Consider the following 23,040-nt stretch of genomic DNA (forward strand, 5'->3'; position numbering starts at 1 on the left):
CTTCGGCCGCAAGCGGCGCCGCGCCGCTTCCGTTTACTTGCCGTACGTGCGCTTGTAGGCCGTATTGTACATGTTCAGCAGCTCGTCGGAGCCGAGCTTTTTCGCCTGGTCGATAAACCCGGCGTACGTCGTGTCGTTGATCGGCGTTTTGCCGGTGACGAATTCCGTAATCTTTTGCTCCAAAAATTTCGTCAGGTTGTTCAGCTTCGACTTTTCCAGCTCCAGCTCTTCCTTCGTCTTGACGCTCGCTTTCGGAGCCGGGATGATATACGGCGCGTACTTCGTATTGATCGCCTTGATTTTATCGCTGGCGCTGCGTTCCCAGGCTTCGCGCGAAAGCGCGTTGTTCAGGTTGATCAGGTCGTACCAGACGCCGAAGTCGCGGCGCAGCGGAACGTAAGGGGTGTCGCCGAACTCCTTCATGAATACCGGCTTGCCGTTTTCCAGCGTGTACGACTTGCCCTGGATGCCAAGCGCCAAATAGTTCGTGCCTTCCTCGCTGAGCAGGTAATCGAGAAATTGCACGGCCCGGTCCTTGTCCTTCACCTTCGCCGAGACGGCGCGGCCGACGGAGCCGACAACCGCGCGCGAGAACTGGTAGTTTTTGACGCCCGGAGCGGCGACCGGCAAAAACGCGTCCAGCTCGTAGTCCGCGGGGGCTCCCGCTTTTTTCGCGTTGTCCGTCAGCGTGGACAAGTTCGCTTTCCAGTAGTACGAGACGAGCGCTTTTCCTTTCATGATCCGCTCTTCCCATTGCGGGGCGGTCAGGAACGGATATTCCGGATCGAGCAGCTTCTCGTTGTACAGCTTGTTCATGTAGACGATCGCGTCTTTATACCCGTTCTCGTAAGGCGCGAACGCGTATTTGTCGGTTTGCGGGTTCAGGTTGAAGAAGCCCGTAATGCCCGTAAACATGTTGCCCATGACGGTATAGAGACCGACGTCGCCCGTTACCGCCGCGGGGGAGAACGGATACGTGTCCGGATATTTCTCTTTGAGCGCCTTCAAATATTGGTACAGCTCCTCCGGATTCGTCGGGTCCTTCAGCCCGAGCTTGCCGACCATGTCTTTGCGCATGAGCCATACGAAGTTGAAGCCTTTCCCTTCCGCGTCGCCTTCGAGCACCGGCACCGTGTACAAGCCGCCGTCCGCGCCGGTCGCCTGCGCTTTCGCTTCCGGATATTTGTCGTAAAACTTTTTCAGGTTGGGCGCCTTGTCCAAATAGTCTTTCAAGTTCAGAAACACTTTCTCCGGCCCGTTGTCCCGGCCTTCCTGGTTCGATACCTGGATGAAATCGGTTACGGAGTTCGTCGCGATCATAATTTGCCTTTTTTCCGCGAGACCTTCGGCGCTGACGACCTGGAAGTCGACCTTGACGCCGGTTTTCGCCTCGATTTCCTTGAAAATTTCCCAGTCGCTGCGGACTTTGCCTTCCGTCCGGTCGTACACGAGCCACGAAAACGTAATGGGCTTCTTGTTGTCCGCCGCCGGCGTTCCTTTCGCGTCGCCCGAAGGCTGATCCTTCGTGCCGGTGCAGCCGGCGACGAGCCCGCCCAGCATGACGGTGGCGACAATGGTGGCGATTCGTTTTTTCATGCGTTTGCCTCCCTTTGGTACTCGATATGGTATATGTTGCAGCGGCCCCGTGGCCGGAACGCCCGGGAAAACCGCGGCTAACCTTTAATGCCGCCGATCATCGCGCCCTGCACGAAATATTTTTGGATGAACGGGTAGACGCACAGGATCGGCAGCGTCGCGACGATGATCAAGGCGTATTTCATCGTCTGCAGCTGGCTGGAGTCGCTTTCGGACGTAATTTTCGCTCCCGCCACCAAAATGTTGCGCAGCATGATTTGCAGCGGATACATGCTGCGGTCGTTCAAATAGATCAAGGCGTCGAAAAACGCGTTCCATTGACCGACGGCGGTGTACAGCCCGATCGTCATCATGACCGGCAGCGACAACGGCAGAACGATCCGGAGCAGCACCTGCAGCGATCCGCAGCCGTCGATCGTGGCCGCGTCCTCCAGCTCTTCCGGCAGCCCTTCGAAAAACGTCCGCATGATGAACAGATGCCAGGTGCTGACGAGCGTAGGCAGGACGATCGCCCAGATCGTATTCAACAGCCCGAGCTTCTGCACGACGAGAAACGTCGGAATCATCCCGCCGCTGAACAGCATCGTGAAGGCGGCCATGAGCAGGATCGGCCTCCGGCCGGGCAGCCATTTTTTCGCCAGCGGGTACGCCATCGCGGACGTTACGACCAGCGTAAAAAACGTATGGACGACGGTGTACCGCAGCGTATTCCAGTAGCTGGTCCAAACGTCGGGGTTGGCCACGATCGCCTTGTACGCGTGCAGCGTCACGTCTTTCGGCAGCAGCAGCACCCGGCCGCTCGCCACCATCGCGTCGGAGCTGATCGATGCGGAGAAGACGTACACCATCGGATAAAGCATGACGACGAGAAGCAGCACCATCAGCAGCACGTTCAACGTATCGAACAGCCTCGATGCGAAGCTCACTTGGATTTTCATGCGGGTCACCTCACCATAGGCTCGTATCGGAATATTTGCGGACGATCCGGTTCGCCGTGACGACGAGGACGAAGCCGATCGCCGACTGGAACAGCCCGACCGCCGTCGCGAAGCTGAAATCGGCGTCCAGTAGCCCTCTCCGGTAGACGAACGTGTTGATGACGTCCGACGTCTCGTAGTTCATCGAGTTGTACAGCAGCAATATTTTCTGAAAGCCGACCTCCATAAAATGGCCGAGGTTGAGCACGAACAGGATGATCATGACCGGCACCATGCCGATGAACGTAATGTGGCGAATTTGCTGAAACCGGTTTGCCCCGTCGATTTTCGCCGCCTCGTACAGCGTCGGGTCGACCCCGGCGATCGCCGCCAAGTACAGGATCGTGCCCCAGCCGACGCCCTGCCAAATTTCCGAACCGACGTAGATCGTCCGGAACCATTCGGGCAAGCCCAGAAACAAAATCGGCTCGATGCCGAACCATTTCACGAGCAGGAAGTTGACGATCCCGGTCGTCGGGGACAAAAACGTAACCATAATGCCGGCGATGACGACCGTCGATAAAAAATGCGGCATGTAGCTGACCGACTGCACGAACCGTTTGAACCATTTGAATTTCAATTCGTGGAACAGCAGCGCCAGGATGATCGGCGCCGGAAACTGGAACAGCAGTCCGTACAAGTTGAGCATGATCGTATTGCGGATCAGCTTCCAGGCGTCGGGCGTGTTGAAAAAAAACTCGTAAAAATGTTTGAACCCGACGAATTTGCTGCCCAAAATGCCCCGGCCGATCGAAAAATCTTGAAAGGCGATCACGATGCCGTACATCGGCACGTACTTGAAAATCAAGTAGTATAAAATGCCGGGCAGCATGAGCAAGTAAAGCGTTTTGTGCTTTTTCAGCAAACGAACGGAACGGGCCATCAGCATCACAACCTTTCTGCAAACGGTTTCATTGTCGGAATCGGTCCGGCGCCTCGTTCATGGCCCTACTATACGGCCCGGCGAAACGATCGTAAAGCGCGCATATTTTGGCGGAGTCGCCATTGTTGCGCGGCGCCCGAGAGCCGCGTAACGGCGCGGGAAGTCCGGAAAAAAAAGAGACTTCCGAAAAAATGAAGTCTCTTCGCTTTTCTATTGGGCGGAGTAGATCGTCCGGTATTTGGCCGGCGTTACCCCTTCGTATTTGCGGAATATCGGAATGAACGAATTTCGCCCCCAATAGCCGACCTTCTCGGCGATTTCGTCGATTTTCAGATCGGTCTCGAGCAAATATTGCTTCGCCTTGCCCATCCGCACTTTGGCGATGTATTCGACGTACTTCTCGCCGACTTCCTCCTTGAACGTCCGGCTGAAATGGCCGACCGACATGTTCATTTGCTGCGCGAACTTCTCGATCGACAGCTCCTCGGCGTAATGCTCGTGAATGTACGCGACGATTTCGGCGAACTGCCGGGTTCGCTCGTGCGGCTCGCTGCGGCGGAACATCAGCTCGTGAATGTCGCGGAACGTCTGCTTGATCTCGCTTACGGTCACGCAGCGGCCGAGCCTGTCGAACAGCTTGGAGTAAAAGGCGATGCTGAAATCGGTCCGCTCGTGCTCGGCGGCGCGAATCCACGTGTTCAGCACGTCGGAGCACCAATATTTCATTTCGTAGGCGCGCGCGTTTTTGCCCTCCTCCAGCCTGTCGTACACCGATTGCAGCAGGCTGTCGTAATCGCGCGACTTGCACAGATTGAAGATGCGGCTTACGTCCTGCGTCGACAAATAGCTGTCCCACGCGGCCCGTTCGTCCCGCGCCCGTTCCTCGCCGAAAATTTCGACCTCGGGCAGCATGCCTTTGAACCGAAGCATCGACAGGGCGCTGTCGTACGAAACGTGCAGCTCCTCGATCGAGCCTACCGTCTGCCCGATGCCGACCGTCGCCTTGTAGTACGGGGCGAACGGCTCCAGGCAGCGCTTGATCCTCTCCGCCGCTTCCTTCGGATCGACGTCCGCATGCGGAGCGCCGTGCAGGACGCAGGCCAAAATGTCGGGCTTCGTATGGCTGAGCCAAACGGTCGTATCCGGAAACGACTTGCGGATGCTCTCTTTCAGCTCGGCGAGCAGAAACGACTTCGAGGTTTCCGTCTGGCCTTCCTGCATGCGCGAGTAATATTGAATTTCGATGCACAGCGCCGTCCGCTCCGCTTCCGGATCGTAGGCGAAGTCGATTTCGTCGGCGCACGCCGCGACGGAACGCGCATCCTGAAATTCGCCGAGCAGCAGCTTCGTCACGAAATGGTCCTGCACGAGCGGAACCATGCCGTTGACGAGGCGGGACAGCTGGCTGTTTTCCGAGATGAGCATGCCCGAAAACCGTTTGATGACATCGAAATCGTTCCCTTCCCGGCGCGCCGCGGGTTCCGGTCCGCGATAGGTGGCGAGGCCCGTTTTGATTTCCAAAATCGGGGCGTACAGCTTGCGGCTCAAGTAGTACGACACGCCGCTCCCGAGGACGAGGAAGAAGCCGAAAAACGCCAGCGAAAGCATGCGGATCATCCGGGCCGGCTGCAGCAGCTTCTCCAGATCGACGACGCTGACGTACCGCCACGATTCGTTGAACGCGGACTGGCTCGAAGAGACGGCGTTTCCGCCGGCGCGGTCCGTCATCCCGGCCATCGAACCGCTTTGGACGACAATTTGTCCGTCGCCGTCGACGATCGCCGTTCCGGTTACCCAATCTTCGCGGATGCTGATCCTTTCGCGCAGCAGGTCGAGATTGATGTCCAGCACGAGATACACTTCCGGGGTCGCCGAGTTGAACGGATAGCTCATCATCGCGGAAACGACGGAATGGGGAGACGCGGCCGTGTCCGAGGAAAGCGGACTGACGCCGATCGTGTACGGCTTCGAGAAAACCATCGTTTTTTTGCCGGAAAAATGCGGAAAGATCGCCTCCCGATCGGCATCCCCGATCGGATATTTGTAGCGGAAATAGTAGGCTTTGTCGCTTAACGTCTCGGAATCGACGACGATGTCCTCGCTGGCCATATACAAATAGGCGTTCAGCACGAGATCGCCGGCTTCGATTTTGTCGAGCTGGTCCATCGTGGAGTGGAGCCATTCGTTGCGCTGTTGGTTATCCGGAGGGGCGGCGGCGACCCGGAGAAAGCTTTTCAGGTTGGCGTCGCTCAGCAGGTTGATCATATTCGTCTGAAGCGCGGAAAAGGCGGAATCGATATGCTCGGAATTGTTGCTCATTATGATGTCGTTTCGCTGTCTCGCATCGTCCTCGATCAAACGGACGACGAAAAAGTACGTAAACGTAATGGCGACAAGGACAGGGATCAGGAAAAGCACGAAATATTTGGCGAAAAACTGCCAAAACAGAGCGATACGAGGCTTGTGCAGACGTATCATACCCGGTTCGTCCCCCTTTTTTTCTAGACGCGCTCGCCGGCCGGTCCATCGATTGGTACCGCTTACAATTTACCGTGCACAAAAAATTATACCATCTTGCAATATTATTACAACCGTTTTGCATGTATTATGTAATTTATTTTTTTAGTGTAAAGGGGAAAGCGAGCGGCAAGTTCGTCGTTGTCCGCTCCCGCGTTAGAGCGGAACCGCATTCCGTTATTTGCGCAAATCGGCATCGCTCAGGACGGATAGCGGTACGGAAATATACGGAAATCCGCTATTTCGTGGAAAAATGCCGCCTCGCCTCGCCAAACCTACGGATAACGGAAAACGGTTCCTTTATTTTCGGGAAATACCGGACATAACCGGAATAACGGATTGCGGTTAATTGCGGTTCGGTTAAGACCAGGAGGCTGTCGCGCAAATGCCGTAAAGCGGGCGCATGAACGGAAAACCCGTTCGCTCGTTTGCGGCAGCGGCAAAGGCAGCGGCGGCGCTTGGAGCGCGCCCGGATCATCGCAGACCGCGGCCCGAGCTCGAGCTCCGAGCTCGAGTTCGGGCTCCCGCCCGGCCGCAGCTCCGGCCGCGTACGTTATGTTTCCGACAGCCGCACCTCGGCCGCCCGGATATGGCCGGGCAGACGCTCGTAGCTTCCGAGTTCCCCGACGATCGGCAGCAGGCCGGCCAGCGCGTCCCGGTCCAATCGGCCGACGGTCGTCGTTTTCACCATATGCCGGCTCGTAATGCCGGAAAACGATCCGGCATACCCGTTCGTCGGCAGCACCGCCGTAATGCCGATGCCGTAATTGGCGGCGGAAAACGGCGTGTACGGGCCGAGCAGCAGTTCTCCCGCGTTCCGGACCCGTTCCGCGACGAGCCGTTCCGTCTCGGCTTCGCAGACGACCATCAGATGCTCCGGCGCAAAGTCGTTCATGAAGCGGCACGCCGTCTCGACCGACTCCGCCACGACGATCGCCCCGAGCCCGTTCGCGCCGAACACGGCCTGCAAATAGTCCCGCCTCGGCGGCTCCGCTTCGCCGATCAGCTCGATGACGTGCCGCTCGACTTGCCGCGCCAGCTCGGCGCACGTCGTGACGAGGATCGACGACGAGTCCGGCCCGTGCTCGCCTTCGTTCAGCAAGTCGTAGGCGACGACCCGGGCGTCGGCCGTCTCGTCGGCGAACACGACGCATTCGGTCGGGCCGAGCCCGACGGCCGTATGGACGCCGTACGACGATGCCGCGGTCATCGCCGCCGCGATGCCGCCCGGTCCCGGGCCGAAAATGCCCCGCGCGCGCGGGATCGACGCCGTGCCGTGGCAGAAGCCGGCGATGACGGCGACCCCGTTGCCGACGACGAATTCGTCGGCTCCCGCGAGCCGGGCCGCCGCGACGGTCGCCGGGTCGCCGAGTCCGTTCGGCAGCGGCGGCATGCCGACCGCGATGCGGGGAACCCCGGCCGTCTTCGCGGCGGCGACGAGCATGAGCGCCGTCGAGATGAGCGCCCCTTTGCGCGCCGGGATCCATAGGCCGACGGCGTCGAGCGGCGTGACGATTTCGCCGACGATCGTTCCCGACCGGATCTCGCGCCGCCACGACCCGGGCAGCAGCGCCTCGTTCACCTCGCGGATATGGTCCCTCGCCCGTTCGATCGCTTCGCGGAGCGACGGCGACAGCCCCTTCACGCATTCGTCGATATAATCCGCCTCCAGCCGGATTCGTTCGAGCTTCACGCGGTCGAACGATTCGGTCAGCCGCATCACCGCTTCGTCGCCTTCCCGCTCCACCTGCCCGAACAGCCCGTTTACGTCCTGCAGCTCGCTTCGGTCGAACAGCTTTCGCCGGCGCTCCAGGCGGCGGTCGAGCTCCTCCCGCTCCTCCGGCAGTCTGTACGTCAATTTGCCCATCCTCGTTTGCCTCCTTGTAGATGAAAAATATGCAGAAAAACAAAAAAGCCGCGCAGGATATAAAAATACCTGCATGGCTTAGGAAAAGCGGCGCAGGTACAAGTGCAAAAAGCGCTTATACCCGCGTTTACGGCGCGATCGGGTACAAACGCTCTACGTATGATGATGATACAGTCCGGCTTTGACGTTCCTCATCGCGGCAACCGCCTTCGTTCGGGATTTAGCAAATCTTACTACAATCCCGTACGGAACGCAAGAGCCGATCTATACATTCGATTGGCCGAACCGAATCAACCGCATTCCGCGGGGCGGCATCGCTCAAACCGGTGCCTTCCTTCCGATATAGTTCAAAACCAGGCTGGTCATCTCGCGTTCGAGCCGCTCCAAATCGCGCACGAGCAGCGCGGCGTTCCGGTCGTCCGTCCCGCGCTCCGCGCAATGCGGCAGGCGGCGATCCGCTGCCGAACGCCGGCATGCGTATCCGTTTCGCGGCTTTCCTCCCCGTCGGCCGGCGGACATGGCCGCCCCCCGTCCGGTGTATGAAAAAAGACCTTGGCGCACACCCGACCAAGGTAGGGAGTTCCGACATATTTTGCTATCATTCCGGGATAATCGAACGCAAGGCGGGTCTAAAGTCGGGGAAAACGCAGCCGGTGCAGCTTGCCGATCGCTTCCGCCCGGTTTTTCACGTCCAGCTTGCCGAATATTTGCGTATTGAACCATTTGACCGTCGTCACGGATAAACCGAGCTACCGCGCGATCTGTTCGTTCGTCAAGCCGCGCGCCAGCAGCTCCGCGACGTCCGACTCCCGCTTCGTCAGCGTTTCGGGCCGAAGTCCGGGGCCGGTTCCGCAGCTCGGCGCAGACGTGCAGCCCGCTCATATCCGGAAGCAGGACGTCCAGCACGATCAGATCGGGTCGCTCGCGTTCCGCCAGCTCGAGCGCCGCCGCTCCGCAGTCCGCTTCGACGACCCGGTATCCTTCCCGCTCCAAATACCCGGCCACCATGTCCCGAATATGTTCGTCGTCCTCCACCAGCAAAATGCGGCAATTGTCCATAAGGTCCGCTTCTCCCCTTTTGCCCGAGCCGCGGCTAGCCTTCGATCCGCGCTTCCGGCAGCCGAAGGCTTATTTCCCGAGCGGTCCGCTCCGGCGTCCAGTCCGACGAGTCCAGCCAAAGGCCGACCCGCGGCGTTTCCCGTCTCAGCACATCGTCCAGCTCGGCTACGGTCCATATGCCGTACCCTTTTTTCGCGCGGTTCGCTTCCCGCTGCGCGACGACTTCGGGACGGGGACATAATACGACGACGTGCAGCGGCCGCGTTTTCACGAAGCCGATAAAATCGCCGAGCATTTGGCCCACGACGACGTCCTGCACGACGACGGCAAACCCGCCGGCGTTATATGTATCGGCCGCCGCTGCCGCAAGCCGGTACCGGAGCCGCAGCTGCTCCAGCTGGTCTTCGCCGGCGTCCGGCCGCACCTCTCTCCGGTCGTTCACGATCATTTTGCGGAAGACGTCTCCGCGCAAATGAACCGACTTCGGAAACGTTTCGGCGACCAGCTGCGCGACCGTCGATTTGCCGCTCGCCATGATGCCGGTTATAAGTACGACCGGCGGCTCGTTTCGCTCCATCGCTTGGCCTCCTTTCCGCCCGCTTCGGGCGGCGTTTCATACCCTCATTGCCCGGGCTCCCGCTTCCACCAGTCGTCGAACGGGGTGACCGGGAGCTCGCGCTTATGCCGCGATTTGCGGTAGACGGCTTCGATTTTCGCCGCCGCTTCGTCCGGAACCCGCTTCCCCTCCAAATAGTCGTCGAGCGTTTCGTACGAAATGCCGAGCTCCGTCTCGTCCGCCTGTCCGGGCTTGTCGTCGAGCAGGTCGGCCGTCGGCGTTTTCGTATACAGCCGGGGAGCCGCTCCCAGCTCCTTCAGCAGCTGCTTGCCCTGCCGTTTCGTAAGGCCCGTCAAAGGCGTCACGTCGACCCCGCCGTCGCCGTATTTGGTGAAAAAGCCGGTGACGGCTTCCGCGGCATGGTCCGTCCCGACCACGAGCGCTTCCCCCGCATAGGCGCCGATCAAATACCAGGCGACCATCCGAATGCGCGCCTTCACGTTGCCTTTATCGTAATCTTTGATCGGGACGCCGGTCGCCTTCGCGAATTCGGAGACGATTCCGTCCGTCGCGGCTTTGATGTTGAACGTATACGTCTCGTCCGGCCGGATAAACTGCAGCGCCAGCTGGGCGTCGTCTTCGTCCGTCTGCACGCCGTACGGCAGACGGATGGCGATAAAGCGGTACGCCTCGTCCGACGTTTCCGCGCGCAGCTCCTCGACGCATAGCTGCGCCAGCTTTCCGGCCAGCGTCGAATCTTGGCCGCCCGATATGCCGAGCACCAGCTTTTTCGCGCCGCTGTGCAGCATGTAATGTTTCAGCGCCCGGATCCGGCTCGCGATTTCGTCCCGGGCGTCGATGACGGGCTTCACGTTCAATGTCGCTATAATGTGCTGCTGCAGGTTGCTCATTTGCGGTCACTCCTTCGTGACATTCGATTTCAATTGCGTCGTAGAGGCAATCCCCGACTTAATAGTACCAGAAGTCGCCGGCGAATAGAAACCGAATCCGCTCGCACGAACGACGACAGCCGTTCGAACCGGGAAAAAAAGCGTCTGGGCATACACCCAACCGCCCGAACCGGAATATGGTGAAGCATAACGATTCGCATAAAGGAGCGATGCCTTATGAACGGAACGGCCCGCCATTATTTCGCTCGCGGCAATACGGCTCGCGGAGCTCATTTTTTGTACGGTTCCGCCTTTCAAGGGTTGAACAAATTGATCGTGCTGCAAGGTCCGCCGGGAACGGGCAAATCGACGGCCATTCAGCGTCTGGCCTATGCGATGCTCGAGCAGGGACGGGACGTCGAGCTGTTTCATTCCCCGCTGTATCCGGACGACTTGGACGCGATGATCGTCACCGGGACGAGAACGGGAATCGCCGACGCGAACGCCTGCGAAGGCTTGCCCCTGGACGGACGCGCGGACGTCGTCCGCATCGATTTCGGGAAAGCGGTTGACGGCGGCCAGCTTACGGATGCGGCACGCGGGGAAATCGACGCCTTGCGCGGGAAGCTGCTCGACGCCTATACGAAAGCGTACGCGACGTTCGCCGAAGCGCTGCGCGTGCACGACGAGTGGGAGAAAGTCTATATCGCCAGCATGGACTTCGATAAAGCCGACAAAGTCGCGGGAGAGCTGGCCGCTTCGCTGTTCGGGGCGGCCCCCGGCAAAACGGCGGCGGTCCGCCGCCTGTTTTTCGGAGCGGCGACGCCGCGGGGCGCCGTCGATCATATTCAAAACATTACCGCTTCGCTCGACAAGCGCATTTTCGTCAAAGGCCGGCCGGGCTCGGGCAAGTCCACGATGCTGAAATTTTTGGCAAAAACCGCCGAGACGAAAGGCTACGACGTCGACGTGTTCCATTGCGGCTTCGATCCGAACAGCCTCGACATGCTCGTGTTTCCCGAGCTTCGGCTGGCGATATTCGACAGCACCGCGCCGCACGAATATTTTCCGGATCGGGGCGGCGACGTCGTTCTCGACATGTACGAGCGGACGATGCAGCCCGGAACCGACGAACGGTACGCGCTGCAGCTCGAGCCGATCAAGCGGCGGTATTCGCAGGCGATGAAGAAGGCGACCGCCTTACTCGGCGAAGCCCGCGACATCGACGCCCGCATCAAAGACTTTTATACGGAAGCTACCGATTTCGCGGCCGTTCGCGAACTGCAGCAGCGCCTGGAGCGGGAGCTGTAAGCCGGGCCCGGAACCGGACGCGGGAAAGCCGGCCGCTCGGGGCGGGGCGGAGCGGCCCGGCTCCGGCTCCGGCTCTTCGTGCCGCAAACGACGCGCCGGCTTCCGTCCCGTTCGGTTGCGGGACGTTCCCGGCATAATCGGCCATAATCGTTTTATACCGCCCGGTCCGCGCGCGGAGATGGTACAATCGCAGTATACCGATACGATCGCCATCCCAAAGCCGTGAAACGGAGAGGTGTCATTCTGATAAATTCGAACGAACGATCGCCTGACTTTACATTCTCGATCGCCGCCAAGCTCCGGGCCGCCGGCTGCGTGTTCGCCGAGGACGAAGCCCGCCTGCTCGCCGCCGCGGCGCGCACGCCGGACGAGCTGGCCGCCATGGCGGACCGGCGGGCTTCCGGCCTGCCCCTCGAGCACGTCGTCGGCTGGGCGGCGTTTTGCGGCCTGCGCATCGCCGTCGACCCGGGCGTCTTCGTTCCGCGCCGCCGCTCCGAGTTTCTCGTCCGGCAAGCCGCCGCCGTTGCCCGTCCGGGAGACGTCGTCGTCGACCTGTGCTGCGGCTCGGGCGCGCTCGGCGCCGCGCTGGCCGCCGCCGTAGGACGCGTCGAGCTGCATGCGGCCGACATCGACCCTGCCTCCGTGCGCTGCGCCCGCCGCAACGTCGCGTCCGCCGGAGGCCGCGTGTACGAGGGCGACCTGTACGCCCCGCTGCCCGCCGCGCTGCGGGGGCGCGTCGACCTCCTGCTCGCCAACGCGCCTTACGTCCCTACCGGGGCGATCGGCCTGCTGCCCGCGGAAGCCCGGCTGCACGAAGCGGCCGCGGCGCTCGACGGAGGCGCGGACGGGCTGGACGTCCATCGGCGCGTGGCCGCGGACGCGGCGCAATGGCTTGCGCCGGGCGGACGGCTGCTGATCGAGGTCGGCGAGCGGCAGGCGCTGCAGGCGGTCGGCATTTTCGAGCGGAGCGGGCTGCTCGCGCGGGCCGTCCGCTGCGACGAGCTGGACGCGACGGTCGTGATCGGGACGATGCCCGGGGCGGACCGGGCGACGCGCCGCCATCGCGACCGCGAGTGAGCCGATTGGGGCGGATTGCCGCTTGTGCGGCACGTCCCGCCAAACGGGAACAAGCTGCCGTTCGGGTACGGCAGCTTGTTTTATCGAAGCTGGATTCAAATCAGATCCGAACTCGTCCTCGGGCGATTAGCCGGCGATACAATCGATGCGAATCCCGAGCTCGGGCTTGTCGGTTTACAGTGGATCGGGGACGCTTTCGTCAGCCGGAGAGGGCGATTCCGGTCGGAAACTTGAGCAGAGCGGGCCTGTCCTTCAGGTCTGTTGCGGCTAACGAATTGTCATGCTCTTATGGGCGGAAAAACGATCGTTTTTCCGTTCCAACGAATTCGTGTAACGTTATCGGGCCGAAATCGAACGAAACGATCCGATTTGCCGAAAATAACGATACCGAAGTTCGTTGCCGATTTCAAAACCCCGCATTCGGCTCTAATAACGATATAAGGATTCGCCCGCCCATGCTTTACGAAAAAAAGCGACCGCCCCGCGATACGGGACGGTCGTGTTTGCCGTTTTCAGCTTTTGCCCGCCTTCGCGAGCAGATCGCGCACGACGACGCTGACCGCGATCAGCCCCGCGACCGGCGGGACGAACGAGTTGCTCGCCGGCGGCTGCTGCGCCTTGCGGATGTCCGGAGCGTTTTCCGGCACGATGCGCTGGGTGACGTCGACGCGCGGCTTGATCGGCTCCTCGGTCGAGAAGACGACCTTGACGCCTTTTTTGATGCCGTCCTTGCGCAGCTTTTGCCGGATGACCCGGGCGAGCGGATCGACCGTCGTTTGCGAAATGTCCGCGACGCGAAACTGCGTCGGGTCCATTTTGTTGGCCGCGCCCATGCTCGAAATGATCGGGATTTTCCGTTTCAGGCATTCTTTGATCAGATGAATTTTATACGTTACCGTGTCCGACGCGTCGATCACGTAGTCGAGCGGATATTGGAAAAAGGTCTCGTACGTCTCCTCGGTATAAAACATCCGCAGCGCGATCGCGTCGCAATCCGGGTTGATCAGCTTGACCCGGTCGCGCATCAGCTCGGCTTTCGGCTGGCCGACCGTCGTCGTCAGCGCGTGAATTTGCCGGTTGACGTTCGTAATGTCGACGACGTCCTTGTCGACCATGATGACGCGGCCGATGCCGGTCCGCACGAGCGCCTCCGCCGCGATCGAGCCGACGCCGCCGATGCCGAGCACGGCGACCGTACTGTTTTTCATGACTTCGAGCCCTTCCGGGCCGATCGCCAGTTCCGTGCGCGAAAATTGGTGGAGCATACTTATTCCCCCAAAAGTGAAGTGAACCTTCGCCGTTTATTCCGTGTCCTTTCGGTGGAGCCCCGAGAGGCCCCCCGCACGATCAAGCTTTCGCCGAAGCTTCCTTGACGGCCAGCCGGATCGACAAATCGTCGAGCTGCTTCGGATCGACCGGCGACGGCGCGTTCATAAGCAGATCGGTCGCGCTCGCCGTTTTCGGGAACGCGATCGTTTCGCGCAAATTGGTCCGTCCCGCCAGCAGCATGACGAGCCGGTCGAAGCCGAAGGCGATGCCGCCGTGCGGAGGCGTGCCGTACTCGAACGCGTCGAGCAGGAAGCCGAACTTCTCGTACGCTTCTTCGCGGGAGAAGCCGAGCGCCTGGAACATTTTCTCCTGGACGTCGCGTTTGAAAATACGCATCGAGCCGCCGCCCACCTCGTAGCCGTTCAGCACGAGATCGTACGCCTGGGCGCGAATTTGGCCCGGATCGGTATCGAAGAGCGGCAAATCTTCGTCCTTCGGACGCGTGAACGGATGATGCTCCGCCACGTACCGTTTCGCTTCCTCGTCGTAGCCGAGCAGCGGGAAGTCGACGACCCAGGCGAACTTGAACACGCTGTCGTCGATCAGGCCGAGATCGCGGCCGATTTTCAGGCGCAAATTGCCGAGCACGTCGGCGACGACTTTTTTGGTATCGGCGGAAAACAGCAGCAGATCGCCTTCCTCGGCGCCGAGCCGCTCTTTGAGCGCGGCGATTTCGTCCTCGGTGAAAAACTTGACGATCGGCCCTTTCCATTCGCCGTCCTTCACCTGAATCCAGGCGAGACCTTTCGCGCCGTAGCGCACCGCGAACGGCAGCAGGTCGTCGATCTCCTTGCGGCTCCACGTGCCGCACCCTTTCGCGTTGAGCGCTTTCACCTGGCCGCCCTTTTTCGTCACGTTCGCGAACACCTGCACCCCGGAATTTTGCACGAGGTCGGATACGTCGACCAGCTCCAGGCCGAACCGGAGATCCGGCTTGTCCGAGCCGTATTTGCCCATCGCATCGGCGTAGCTGAGCCGCTGGAACGGACGCGGAATGTCGGCGCCGACCGTTTCCTTGAACAGGCGGACGACGAGCTCCTCCATCAAGTCGAGCAGTTGGTCGCGGGACAGGAACGACGTCTCGATGTCGACCTGCGTAAATTCCGGCTGGCGGTCGGCGCGAAGGTCTTCGTCGCGGAAGCAGCGGGCGATCTGGTAATACCGCTCCAGGCCGCTGACCATAAGCAGCTGCTTGTAAATTTGCGGCGACTGCGGCAGCGCGAAAAATTCGCCCGGATGAACGCGGCTCGGCACGAGATAGTCGCGCGCCCCTTCCGGCGTGCTCTTCGTCAAAATCGGCGTCTCGATTTCGAGGAAGCCGTTCTCGTCCAGGAAGTCGCGGAACACTTTGGCCGCCTTCGAACGCAAATACAGCGTCTTTTGCATTTCCGGGCGCCGCAGGTCCAAGTACCGGTATTTCAGCCGAAGCTGCTCGTCGATTTCGATGCCGTCCTCGATAAAAAACGGCGGCGTTTTGGCCGTATTCAAAATTTCGATCTCGCCGACCTGCACTTCGATTTCGCCGGTCGCCAAATTCGGGTTGACCGTCTCGGGGTCGCGTTCGACGACTTTCCCTTTGACCGAAAGCACGTATTCGGACCGCGCCTTGTCGGCGATCGCCAAAGCTTCGCCGGAAAAATCGGGGTTGAACACGATTTGCACGATGCCGCTGCGGTCGCGCAGATCGATGAACAGGACGCCGCCAAGATCGCGGCGAACGGCGACCCAGCCGTTCAGCACTACCGTTTCCCCCACGTTCGCTTTGCTCAGCTGGCCGCAATGATGTGTTTTGAGCAACATGTTTCTCATCCTCCGCTATGTTCGATTGATCGTATCAAATTTCCGATGCGATGCGATTCGATTTCGTTCCGCCCGTTATTCGCCGAGCTTCTCCCGCAATACGTCCGCCAAGCTGCGAAGCGGCACTTCCTCCTGCTCGCCGGTCGCCATCGTCTTCACCATGGCGGTGCCGCGGCTCAGCTCGTCTTCGCCGACGATGACGGCGAAGCGCGCCGCGAACCGGTCGGCCGATTTCAACTGGGCTTTCATTTTGCGCCCCGCATAATCTTTCTCCGCGGCGAGTCCCGCCGAGCGAAGCTCGAACAGCAGCTTCGCGACTTCGTTTTCCGCCGCTTCGCCCATGCCGATCAAGTAGGCGTCGAGCGGACGCGCGCCCGGCACTTCGACGCCTTGGGCTTCAAGCACGAGCAGCACCCGCTCCAGTCCCAGACCGAAGCCGACGCCCGGCTGATCGAGCGAGCTGCCGCCGATCGTGCCGACGAGTCCGTTGTACCGTCCGCCGCCGCTGATCGTGTCGATCGAGCCGATGCCGGCCGCCTTGTACTCGAACGCGGTGTGCGTGTAATAGTCGAGCCCGCGCACCATGCGCGGATTGATGACGTACTCGATGCCCATATCGGTCAGGTGCCGCTGCACCTTGGCGAAGTGCGTCCGGCATTCCTCGTCGAGAAAATCGAGAATCGACGGGGCGCCGACGCCGTACTGCTGATCTTTTTTGCAATCGAGAATGCGCATCGGGTTGCGGTCGTAGCGCGACTGGCAGTCCTTGCACAGCTTGTCCTTGACCGGCGCGAAAAATCGTTGCAGCTCTTCGCGGTATACCGCGCGGCACGACGGATTGCCGACCGAATTGATCTCCACGGTCACGCCCTTCAGGCCGAGCTCCTTGTAAAAAAGGTACCCCATCGCGATCACTTCCGCGTCCAGGCTCGGATCGCTCGAGCCGATCGCCTCGATGCCGAACTGGTGAAACTGCCGGTACCGTCCCGCCTGAGGCTGCTCGTAGCGGAACATCGGGCCGATATAGTACAGCTTGCTGACGTCCGGCTCGCCGTACAGCTTGTTTTCCACATAGGCGCGGACGACGCCGGCTGTGCCTTCCGGACGAAGCGTCATGCTGCGGTCGGCTTTGTCCGGGAACGTGTACATTTCTTTCTCGACGATGTCCGTCGTCTCGCCGACGCCGCGCTGGAACAGCTCGGTGTTTTCAAAGATCGGCGTGCGAATTTCTTTGTAGTTGAACCGGCGGCAAACGTCGCGCGCCTTTTCCTCGATATAGTGCCATTTCTCGACGACGCCGGGCAGCAAATCCTGCGTCCCTTTCGGCTTCTGAATGCTCACTTTCCGCCCTCCCGAATCGTAAATGTTGGCGCAAAAACAAAAAACGCCCCCGGCCGAATTGCCAGGGACGGGACGTTCGTTCGCCGAAATACCCGCGGTACCACCCGCATTCGCGCTTTTGACCCTGCCGAAACTCCAAGGCCGGCCGTCGTCCCGGTCGGCAGCAATGCCGTCCGCGACGCCATCCGAAAGCGCGCACTTTGCCGCGGTTAACGCCCGCCTTACGCGAAACGGCTACTGTCCGAACGGGACCGGTCCGCCCTCCGCCGGTTGTCGGCGATCGCACGGCCTATCCTCGTACGGGGTTCCCCGTCCGTTCTCCGGGATGTTATTCGTCCGTCCATCGACGGGAAGCTTGCAGCCGGGGCTTCCCTCTCTGCGAGACGTGGGTTCGAACTACTCCGTCCCATCCGCGAATCGTAAAAGTATCGTAATGATTGTATCCGACCGTTCGGGCAAAGTCAAGAACAAGGCTTGCCTGCCGTCGGTAAACGTTGTCCGCGACGACGCCCCGTCTCAACGATCGCCTCCGACCGGCTAACGGCTCTCCGACCGACGGAACTTCCGCCCGTTACCGATCGAAACGTGGTAAAATGAAAGCAGCATGTCGAAGGAGATGATCCCGTGGAACCGGTAGGCAAATGCGTCATATGCGCGAAAACCGTATATTGCCGCGACGGCTTTCTCGACGGCGTAACGGAAAACGGACGCCTGTACTGCCACGCATGTTTCGAAAACGTTCACACCCCTTCGGAGGACACGAAAACTGAACGTACGGATTCGGATTGACGACGACGGATATGTCCTCGATCCTCCGCGACGTAAATAGGCATGCCAAAAGACGCCCCCGTCCCCACCTTATCAACGTGGTTTCGGAGGCGTCTTTTGGCGTTTCGACAAGATCTCGTTCGGCTGCGCCCTTCGGCGGCTCCGTTATTTTTTATCCAAGCTGTCGACCAGGTCGCGAATCATCATGTACGTGTCGCCGTTGTTCAGCTTCTGCTTGTCCGCGATGTCGTCGACGGTCCCCTGCTTCAGCATCCCTTTCGCCTGCAGCTCCTGCACCGCCTGTCCGGCCTGTACGTCGAGTCCCGCGGCTTTCGCGATCGTCCATGCGGCCTGAACGAGCGTGAGCGGCTGCTTCGCCGGGTCCTGCAGACCCGCCAACGCCGATGCCGGATCGCCAGGCAGCTTTTTCACCCGTTTTACGCCCTGCATCAAATTGACCATCCGCTGCGGGTTCGAGTCCGGCGCCGTGTCGAAGCCTTTGTTGTCGTACCCGCCGATGACGAGTCCCATGCCGACGACCGTCTTCAGACCCGGATACGCCTTCTGCTCCATATACGGCTCCGGCTTCGGCTCATACGGCTTCAGCACCATGCCCTGCTTGTTCAGCATATCCTGCAGCTGCGCGATTTGCTCCTTCGAGGCGGACAGCTGGCGGAACGTAACGCCCTTGTCCTGGGCGAGCTTGACGGCGGCTCCGGCCGCTTCCGCGGTCGCCATGCCGACCGGAATTACCCGGGCGCTGCCGTGCGGCAGCGTGTCGAAGCTCGCCGAACGGCCGACGACGAGCAGCCCGTCGACCTTTTGCGGGACGATCGACCGGAACGGGATCGCGTATTTGAGCGGATGGCTCATGACCGCCCCGTTGTCGGTCGGCGATGTGCGTTGAATGTCGACCGGATACGAACCGAATGCGATCCGGTCCCACTGGTCGCGGTTTTCCAGCACGTCGATCATCGAGAGCCGGTATTCGCCGATCATATGGCGCGTTTCCCGGACGTACAGCTCCGGCGCCGTGCCGTCCAGCTCCAGGCCGGCGAATTCCGGGTACAGCTTCTTCATATGGTCGAGCACGTACGGCAGTTCCGTCTTGCCGATCTCGAACGCTTCCGCGCGCGACTTCGGGTCGAGCCCGTCGATACCGAAAATTTGCAGCGCGTTGATCAAAATCGTATCGTCGTTTTGACGCCCGATGTTGAGACCGCGCATCTTGACCCGCTCTTTGTTGTTCGGCGGATATTTCTGCATTTCCCCGTAGCCCCATGCGCTTCTTTCGTTCGCGTCGGTATTCGGGTCGCCGTCGTCCTTCAGCCGCTTCTGCACTTGCTTCCAGACGTCCGGCGTCACGTTTTTGAGCCGGAAGACGAGCGTTACCGCCATTCTCGATTTCTCGTCGCCCAGATCGGCGCGTCCGATCGTGAACGGAACGCCCGCGGCGGCGGCGATGTCGGCATCCTGCGTCGCGTCGATCACCGATTTCGCGGCGATTTCCTGCTTGCTGCCGTCCGCCTTCGTGACGGTAACGCCGACGACCTTTTGCGCACCGCCCGTTCCGGCGGCCATCTTCGGCTCGATCGACTTCGTTTTCATCAGCAGATCGATGTTTTTCTCGTTTTTCACCATCGCGTAGAAAGCGTTCGCCGCCGTCACGACGTCGAAGGAATCGCCTTCCACCTGCTTGTACCATTCGCTGAACAGACCCTCGTTCAAAATGTCCGCCTTGCCCGGAATAAGGCTGTTTTTTTCCCGGTCGTAATTGTGGTCGAGGCTGTTGAGCCAGCCGAGCGTCATGAGGCCGCCCAAAATGTCCCGGTCGCGGCCGTCCACGAGCAGCGTGCTCAGCCCGTTGCGGGCTGCGGAAACGGCGGCGGCGACCCCTTCCGGATCGGTGCCGACGACGACGACGTCGTAGGCGTTTTTAACGTTCGCAGTCGATTGAACGGGTTGAAGCTGTCCCGGCGTAACCGTCGCGCTTTTTCCGTTGAAGTCCCAGAGCAGTCCGACGGCCGTCGCTGCCGCGATGATCACGGCGACTCCGATCAGCGTCAGCAACACGACTACATTTTTGCGTGCGGTCCTGCGGTCTACGTGGCGAGCCATGAATCCCATCCTATTCTACTATTGTAAAATGACAACCAAAGTGTATCATAATCCGCTCTTTCGGGCAAAAGCGTGCCCGCTCCGGAAGATTCCGCGATACGAGACGGCGGAGCGGCCGGGCATTAAAAAACACCAACCGGTTGGTTGATGTTTGTCCGAAAGTTTATTTATATTGAATCAGGCCAAACTGCACGCCGACCGGATCGGCAAAGTAGGCGAGATAAAAAGCTCCGAGGTCCATTTTCGCCTCAATGACGGTCGCGCCGTTTTCGACCGCTTTGTCAAGCGATTCGTCGATCGAATCGACCTGGATTTGGAGGCGGGTGCCGTGCTGAAAATGGGCCGGGCCCGCGGCGATGCCGCCGTCGATTCCCGGCTTGTCGCCGGAGCCCGTAATCGCGGTTCTATATCCCCACTGCGGCTCCGATACGTCCCAGCCGAAGACGGACGAGAAAAAACGCGCCTGCTCTTCCGGATTTTGACTGCTTACAAACCGAGCGCCTCGTCGATCTCCAAACCGTCTTCGGCATCGATTTCGCCCACATTTTCTTCCTCGTATTCCTCCAGCTTGCAGCGGCTGTTGCCTGTGGGATAAAGCGGATAAAGAGGCGAACGATTTCAGCAGCGTATCCTGAAATAAATCTTCCCCGTCCCAAGACGAGCCGGTCAGCTTCCTGCAGTAATTCCACAGCTCGGATCGATACGGGCCTATCGCCTCGACGAAAGTTCCCCACGGACCGACCGCGCTTTCGCCGACAAGCTGCAGCTCTGTTTTAGTCAAGTTTTGCCTCCTTTCCAGCCCTTCTACTAGAATAACGAAATTGGGGTTCGAATCCATAGGGGCTCGAACTTATTTTTTTGGCGTACCCGATAAGGAGGTGAGTCGGCGGACAACGAGGAATACGGCCTTTACGTCGTATTCGAACCGCGGCTTGCGGCCGTCGGCTATTTTTTGGAATCGAATGGCAGCCGATCCGTTTATGATACAATGATGTTGGTTGACCGATAGACGATGGGAGAGGAATACATGAAACGGACGATAATCGGCGGAATCCTCACGTTTACGGGCTGCTCGATCTGTTTGAGCATTTTGATCGTCGCGGCTTTATACGTGCCGAACATTACGTCATGGTCGGGGTCCAAGCTTTGGTTCGCGATTTTCGGCGCGAAGCGGTACGGGAACGAAGTGGTGCAGAGCTTGTTTTTGGGCTTCCCGTTTTTCGCCGGCTTGCTGCTGTTCGCGGTCGGTCTGGTCATTTTGGCGATTCAATATTTCGAGAAAGAATAAGCGGACCTTACGCATACTGCCCCATTAGTCCGGGGAGCGGCCGGCCGACTGCGAGAACGACTGGACGGTTGCGACCCGATCCCGAAGGAGGGAACCTGTGCGCCTGGAACGATGTCTGGAAGAGGACGTCTTTGCCGAGCTGAATCGCTACGTCCTCGAAACGCAGCGGCGGATCGCGGCTTCGGCCGCCTCCGTCATGGTCGTTCGCGACGGCGTCATCGTGAACGAATGGTATGGCGGCCGCCACGATCATGCGGAAGGCAGCCGTCCTGTCGACGCCGACTCGCAGTTCAACGTCGCCTCGATCCGCAAAACGTTTTTGGGCTTTGCGGCAAGCCTCGCCCTGCATGAAGGGAAACTGCGCAGCATCGACGATCCCGTCGCCGCGTATTTGGACGACGTGGACGAAGCGGTCGTCGCGAATACGACGATCCGTCATCTGCTCACGCATACGCACGGGCTGCTGAACCCGGACCAAAGGCTGTTTCCGCCCGGCGCGAGATGGAAATACAACAACGCGGGCGTCCATTTGCTCACCCGGATCGTCCGGAAGCTGTACGGCCTTCCGCTCGCCCGGCTAATCGAGGAGAGACTGTTCGTTCCGTACGGGTTTACGCAAACGGGCTGGAGAACCGAACCAACCGACAAGCTCGTGTGGGTGGGCGGTTCGTACGCAAGCGACCGGGGGGAGGAAGCGAATATGTTCGCCAGCACGCAGGAATTGGCGGCGCTCGGCTACCTGCATTTGACGAAAGGAGAGCATCTCGGAAGCCGCCATGCGCCGCCTTCCGTATTCGAACGGACGACGGCGGTCGCGTCGCCGGCCGGACTGGACGATCGCTGGCCGCGGAACGGCTTTTTTTGGCAGGTGCAGGACAAGCCGCGGTCTTTTTCCGAGCTGGGCGAAACGCTGCCGGCGGGCTCGTACCAGTCGCTCGGCATGTACGGCAACGCCCTGCTCGTCATCCCCCGGCATAACGTCGTGGCGGTGCGCATGCTGAACCAGACGGAGCGCAACCCCGCCGGCTACGATTATTTGAAAGATATCAAGACGTTCGGGGATATCGCGCTGAAGTGCGTCATGCGAATGCGGGACGCGGCCGGACGCGGGACGGAATAGCGGAACCGGGCGGGAGCCGCTCCCGGAAAACGGCCTCCCCGTCCCGGATCCGAATAAGCGGCGAAAAGGTCCGCTCGATTTCCCCCCGACAAAAAAGCGGCGGCCGGAACGCCTTCATGCGTCCCGGACCGCCGCTTGCGCGCGATCGATTACGGATAAAACGTGCTGGCCGGAGTCGTTGTCGGACACCACCGCGCCGGACGCAAAAAGTCGAGCAGCGCGTCCTTCGCCTTGGCCGTGCCGATATAGTACAGCGCTTCCGCCGCATGGGCCCGTACGTAGCGGTTGCTGTCGTCCAGGGCGGCGATCAGGCTCGGAACCGCCCCTTCCGCCCGCGCTCCCCACTTCGCCAGCGACAAGCCCGCCGTGAAGCGCACTTGGGCGTCCTCGTCCTGCAGCGCGCGCGACAGCGTCTCCGCGCCGACGCCCGGCGGATTCGCGGCGCGCCATGCGCCGATCGAGCCGAGCGCGTCGACCGCGGCGCACCGCAGCCGGGCGGACGGATGCGCCGCCAGCCGCGCCAGCGCCTGCACCGCCTCCTCC

General features: G+C 60.5%; 19 protein-coding genes and 1 pseudogene. 4 read left to right on the plus strand and 16 right to left on the minus strand.

The genetic code is table 11. From position 1 onward, the window contains the following. Positions 1 to 33 precede the first annotated feature (33 nt). From PV407_RS27610 to nadE, 10 genes and pseudogenes are all read right to left on the minus strand, one after another. Positions 34 to 1,596 (minus strand): extracellular solute-binding protein, encoded by a 1,563-nt coding sequence (locus PV407_RS27610; RefSeq protein ID WP_332093220.1) that lies wholly within the window; start codon positions 1,594 to 1,596, stop codon positions 34 to 36. 77 nt (positions 1,597 to 1,673) lie between these two features. Continuing rightward, positions 1,674 to 2,534: a carbohydrate ABC transporter permease gene (locus PV407_RS27615; RefSeq protein WP_332093221.1), complete on the minus strand. Its 861-nt coding sequence runs from the start codon at positions 2,532 to 2,534 to the stop codon at positions 1,674 to 1,676. A 10-nt stretch (positions 2,535 to 2,544) separates the two neighbouring features. Next, positions 2,545 to 3,456 carry an ABC transporter permease gene (locus PV407_RS27620; RefSeq protein ID WP_332093222.1) on the minus strand — a complete coding sequence of 304 codons (912 nt, stop codon included), beginning with the start codon at positions 3,454 to 3,456 and terminating at the stop codon, positions 2,545 to 2,547. A 210-nt stretch (positions 3,457 to 3,666) separates the two neighbouring features. After that, positions 3,667 to 5,934: a helix-turn-helix domain-containing protein gene (locus tag PV407_RS27625; protein ID WP_332093223.1), complete on the minus strand. Its 2,268-nt coding sequence runs from the start codon at positions 5,932 to 5,934 to the stop codon at positions 3,667 to 3,669. A gap of 592 nt (positions 5,935 to 6,526) precedes the next feature. Next, positions 6,527 to 7,840 (minus strand): histidinol dehydrogenase, encoded by a 1,314-nt coding sequence (gene hisD, locus PV407_RS27630; RefSeq protein WP_332093224.1) that lies wholly within the window; start codon positions 7,838 to 7,840, stop codon positions 6,527 to 6,529. A 318-nt stretch (positions 7,841 to 8,158) separates the two neighbouring features. Then, positions 8,159 to 8,359: a hypothetical protein gene (locus PV407_RS27635; protein WP_332093225.1), complete on the minus strand. Its 201-nt coding sequence runs from the start codon at positions 8,357 to 8,359 to the stop codon at positions 8,159 to 8,161. 230 nt (positions 8,360 to 8,589) lie between these two features. Beyond that, complete coding sequence (locus PV407_RS29690; RefSeq protein WP_442951718.1) at positions 8,590 to 8,661, minus strand: LuxR C-terminal-related transcriptional regulator; 72 nt, start codon at positions 8,659 to 8,661, stop codon at positions 8,590 to 8,592. Positions 8,662 to 8,689: 28 nt separating this feature from the next. Next, positions 8,690 to 8,899: pseudogene (locus PV407_RS29695) on the minus strand (response regulator); the annotation flags it as partial. A gap of 34 nt (positions 8,900 to 8,933) precedes the next feature. Next, positions 8,934 to 9,476, minus strand: a complete 543-nt coding sequence (locus PV407_RS27640; RefSeq protein ID WP_332093226.1) for an AAA family ATPase — start codon at positions 9,474 to 9,476, stop codon at positions 8,934 to 8,936. Positions 9,477 to 9,520: 44 nt separating this feature from the next. After that, positions 9,521 to 10,366: an ammonia-dependent NAD(+) synthetase gene (gene nadE, locus PV407_RS27645; protein WP_332093227.1), complete on the minus strand. Its 846-nt coding sequence runs from the start codon at positions 10,364 to 10,366 to the stop codon at positions 9,521 to 9,523. Between the two features lie 216 nt (positions 10,367 to 10,582). Here nadE and PV407_RS27650 point away from each other — a divergent pair, with 216 nt between their 5' ends. After that, entirely contained in the window at positions 10,583 to 11,656 is a 1,074-nt protein-coding gene (locus PV407_RS27650) for a hypothetical protein (RefSeq protein ID WP_332093228.1), read from the plus strand. A 246-nt stretch (positions 11,657 to 11,902) separates the two neighbouring features. Beyond that, complete coding sequence (locus PV407_RS27655) at positions 11,903 to 12,733, plus strand: putative protein N(5)-glutamine methyltransferase (RefSeq protein WP_332093240.1); 831 nt, start codon at positions 11,903 to 11,905, stop codon at positions 12,731 to 12,733. Positions 12,734 to 13,245: 512 nt separating this feature from the next. Here the strand turns inward: PV407_RS27655 and PV407_RS27660 are convergent. The 5 genes from PV407_RS27660 to PV407_RS27680 form a co-directional block, all read right to left on the minus strand. Then, positions 13,246 to 13,998: a tRNA threonylcarbamoyladenosine dehydratase gene (locus tag PV407_RS27660; protein WP_332093229.1), complete on the minus strand. Its 753-nt coding sequence runs from the start codon at positions 13,996 to 13,998 to the stop codon at positions 13,246 to 13,248. Between the two features lie 82 nt (positions 13,999 to 14,080). Then, positions 14,081 to 15,862: an aspartate--tRNA ligase gene (gene aspS / locus PV407_RS27665; protein WP_332093230.1), complete on the minus strand. Its 1,782-nt coding sequence runs from the start codon at positions 15,860 to 15,862 to the stop codon at positions 14,081 to 14,083. A gap of 75 nt (positions 15,863 to 15,937) precedes the next feature. Next, positions 15,938 to 17,203, minus strand: a complete 1,266-nt coding sequence (gene hisS / locus PV407_RS27670) for a histidine--tRNA ligase (protein ID WP_332093231.1) — start codon at positions 17,201 to 17,203, stop codon at positions 15,938 to 15,940. A 933-nt stretch (positions 17,204 to 18,136) separates the two neighbouring features. After that, positions 18,137 to 20,089 (minus strand): FAD-dependent oxidoreductase, encoded by a 1,953-nt coding sequence (locus PV407_RS27675; protein ID WP_332093232.1) that lies wholly within the window; start codon positions 20,087 to 20,089, stop codon positions 18,137 to 18,139. A 163-nt stretch (positions 20,090 to 20,252) separates the two neighbouring features. Continuing rightward, positions 20,253 to 20,870, minus strand: a complete 618-nt coding sequence (locus PV407_RS27680; protein WP_332093233.1) for a VOC family protein — start codon at positions 20,868 to 20,870, stop codon at positions 20,253 to 20,255. Positions 20,871 to 21,116: 246 nt separating this feature from the next. Here PV407_RS27680 and PV407_RS27685 point away from each other — a divergent pair, with 246 nt between their 5' ends. Both PV407_RS27685 and PV407_RS27690 read left to right on the plus strand, forming a co-directional pair. After that, positions 21,117 to 21,377: a hypothetical protein gene (locus PV407_RS27685; RefSeq protein ID WP_332093234.1), complete on the plus strand. Its 261-nt coding sequence runs from the start codon at positions 21,117 to 21,119 to the stop codon at positions 21,375 to 21,377. A gap of 97 nt (positions 21,378 to 21,474) precedes the next feature. After that, positions 21,475 to 22,497 carry a serine hydrolase domain-containing protein gene (locus PV407_RS27690; RefSeq protein ID WP_332093235.1) on the plus strand — a complete coding sequence of 341 codons (1,023 nt, stop codon included), beginning with the start codon at positions 21,475 to 21,477 and terminating at the stop codon, positions 22,495 to 22,497. Between the two features lie 149 nt (positions 22,498 to 22,646). Here PV407_RS27690 and PV407_RS27695 read toward each other — a convergent pair. Further along, positions 22,647 to 23,040 (minus strand): HEAT repeat domain-containing protein (locus PV407_RS27695; protein ID WP_332093236.1); only part of this gene is annotated, 394 nt, incomplete at its 5' end.

The sequence above is a fragment of the Paenibacillus sp. GYB003 genome (genome assembly GCF_036577625.1).
GTDB lineage: Bacteria > Bacillota > Bacilli > Paenibacillales > NBRC-103111 > Paenibacillus_AB.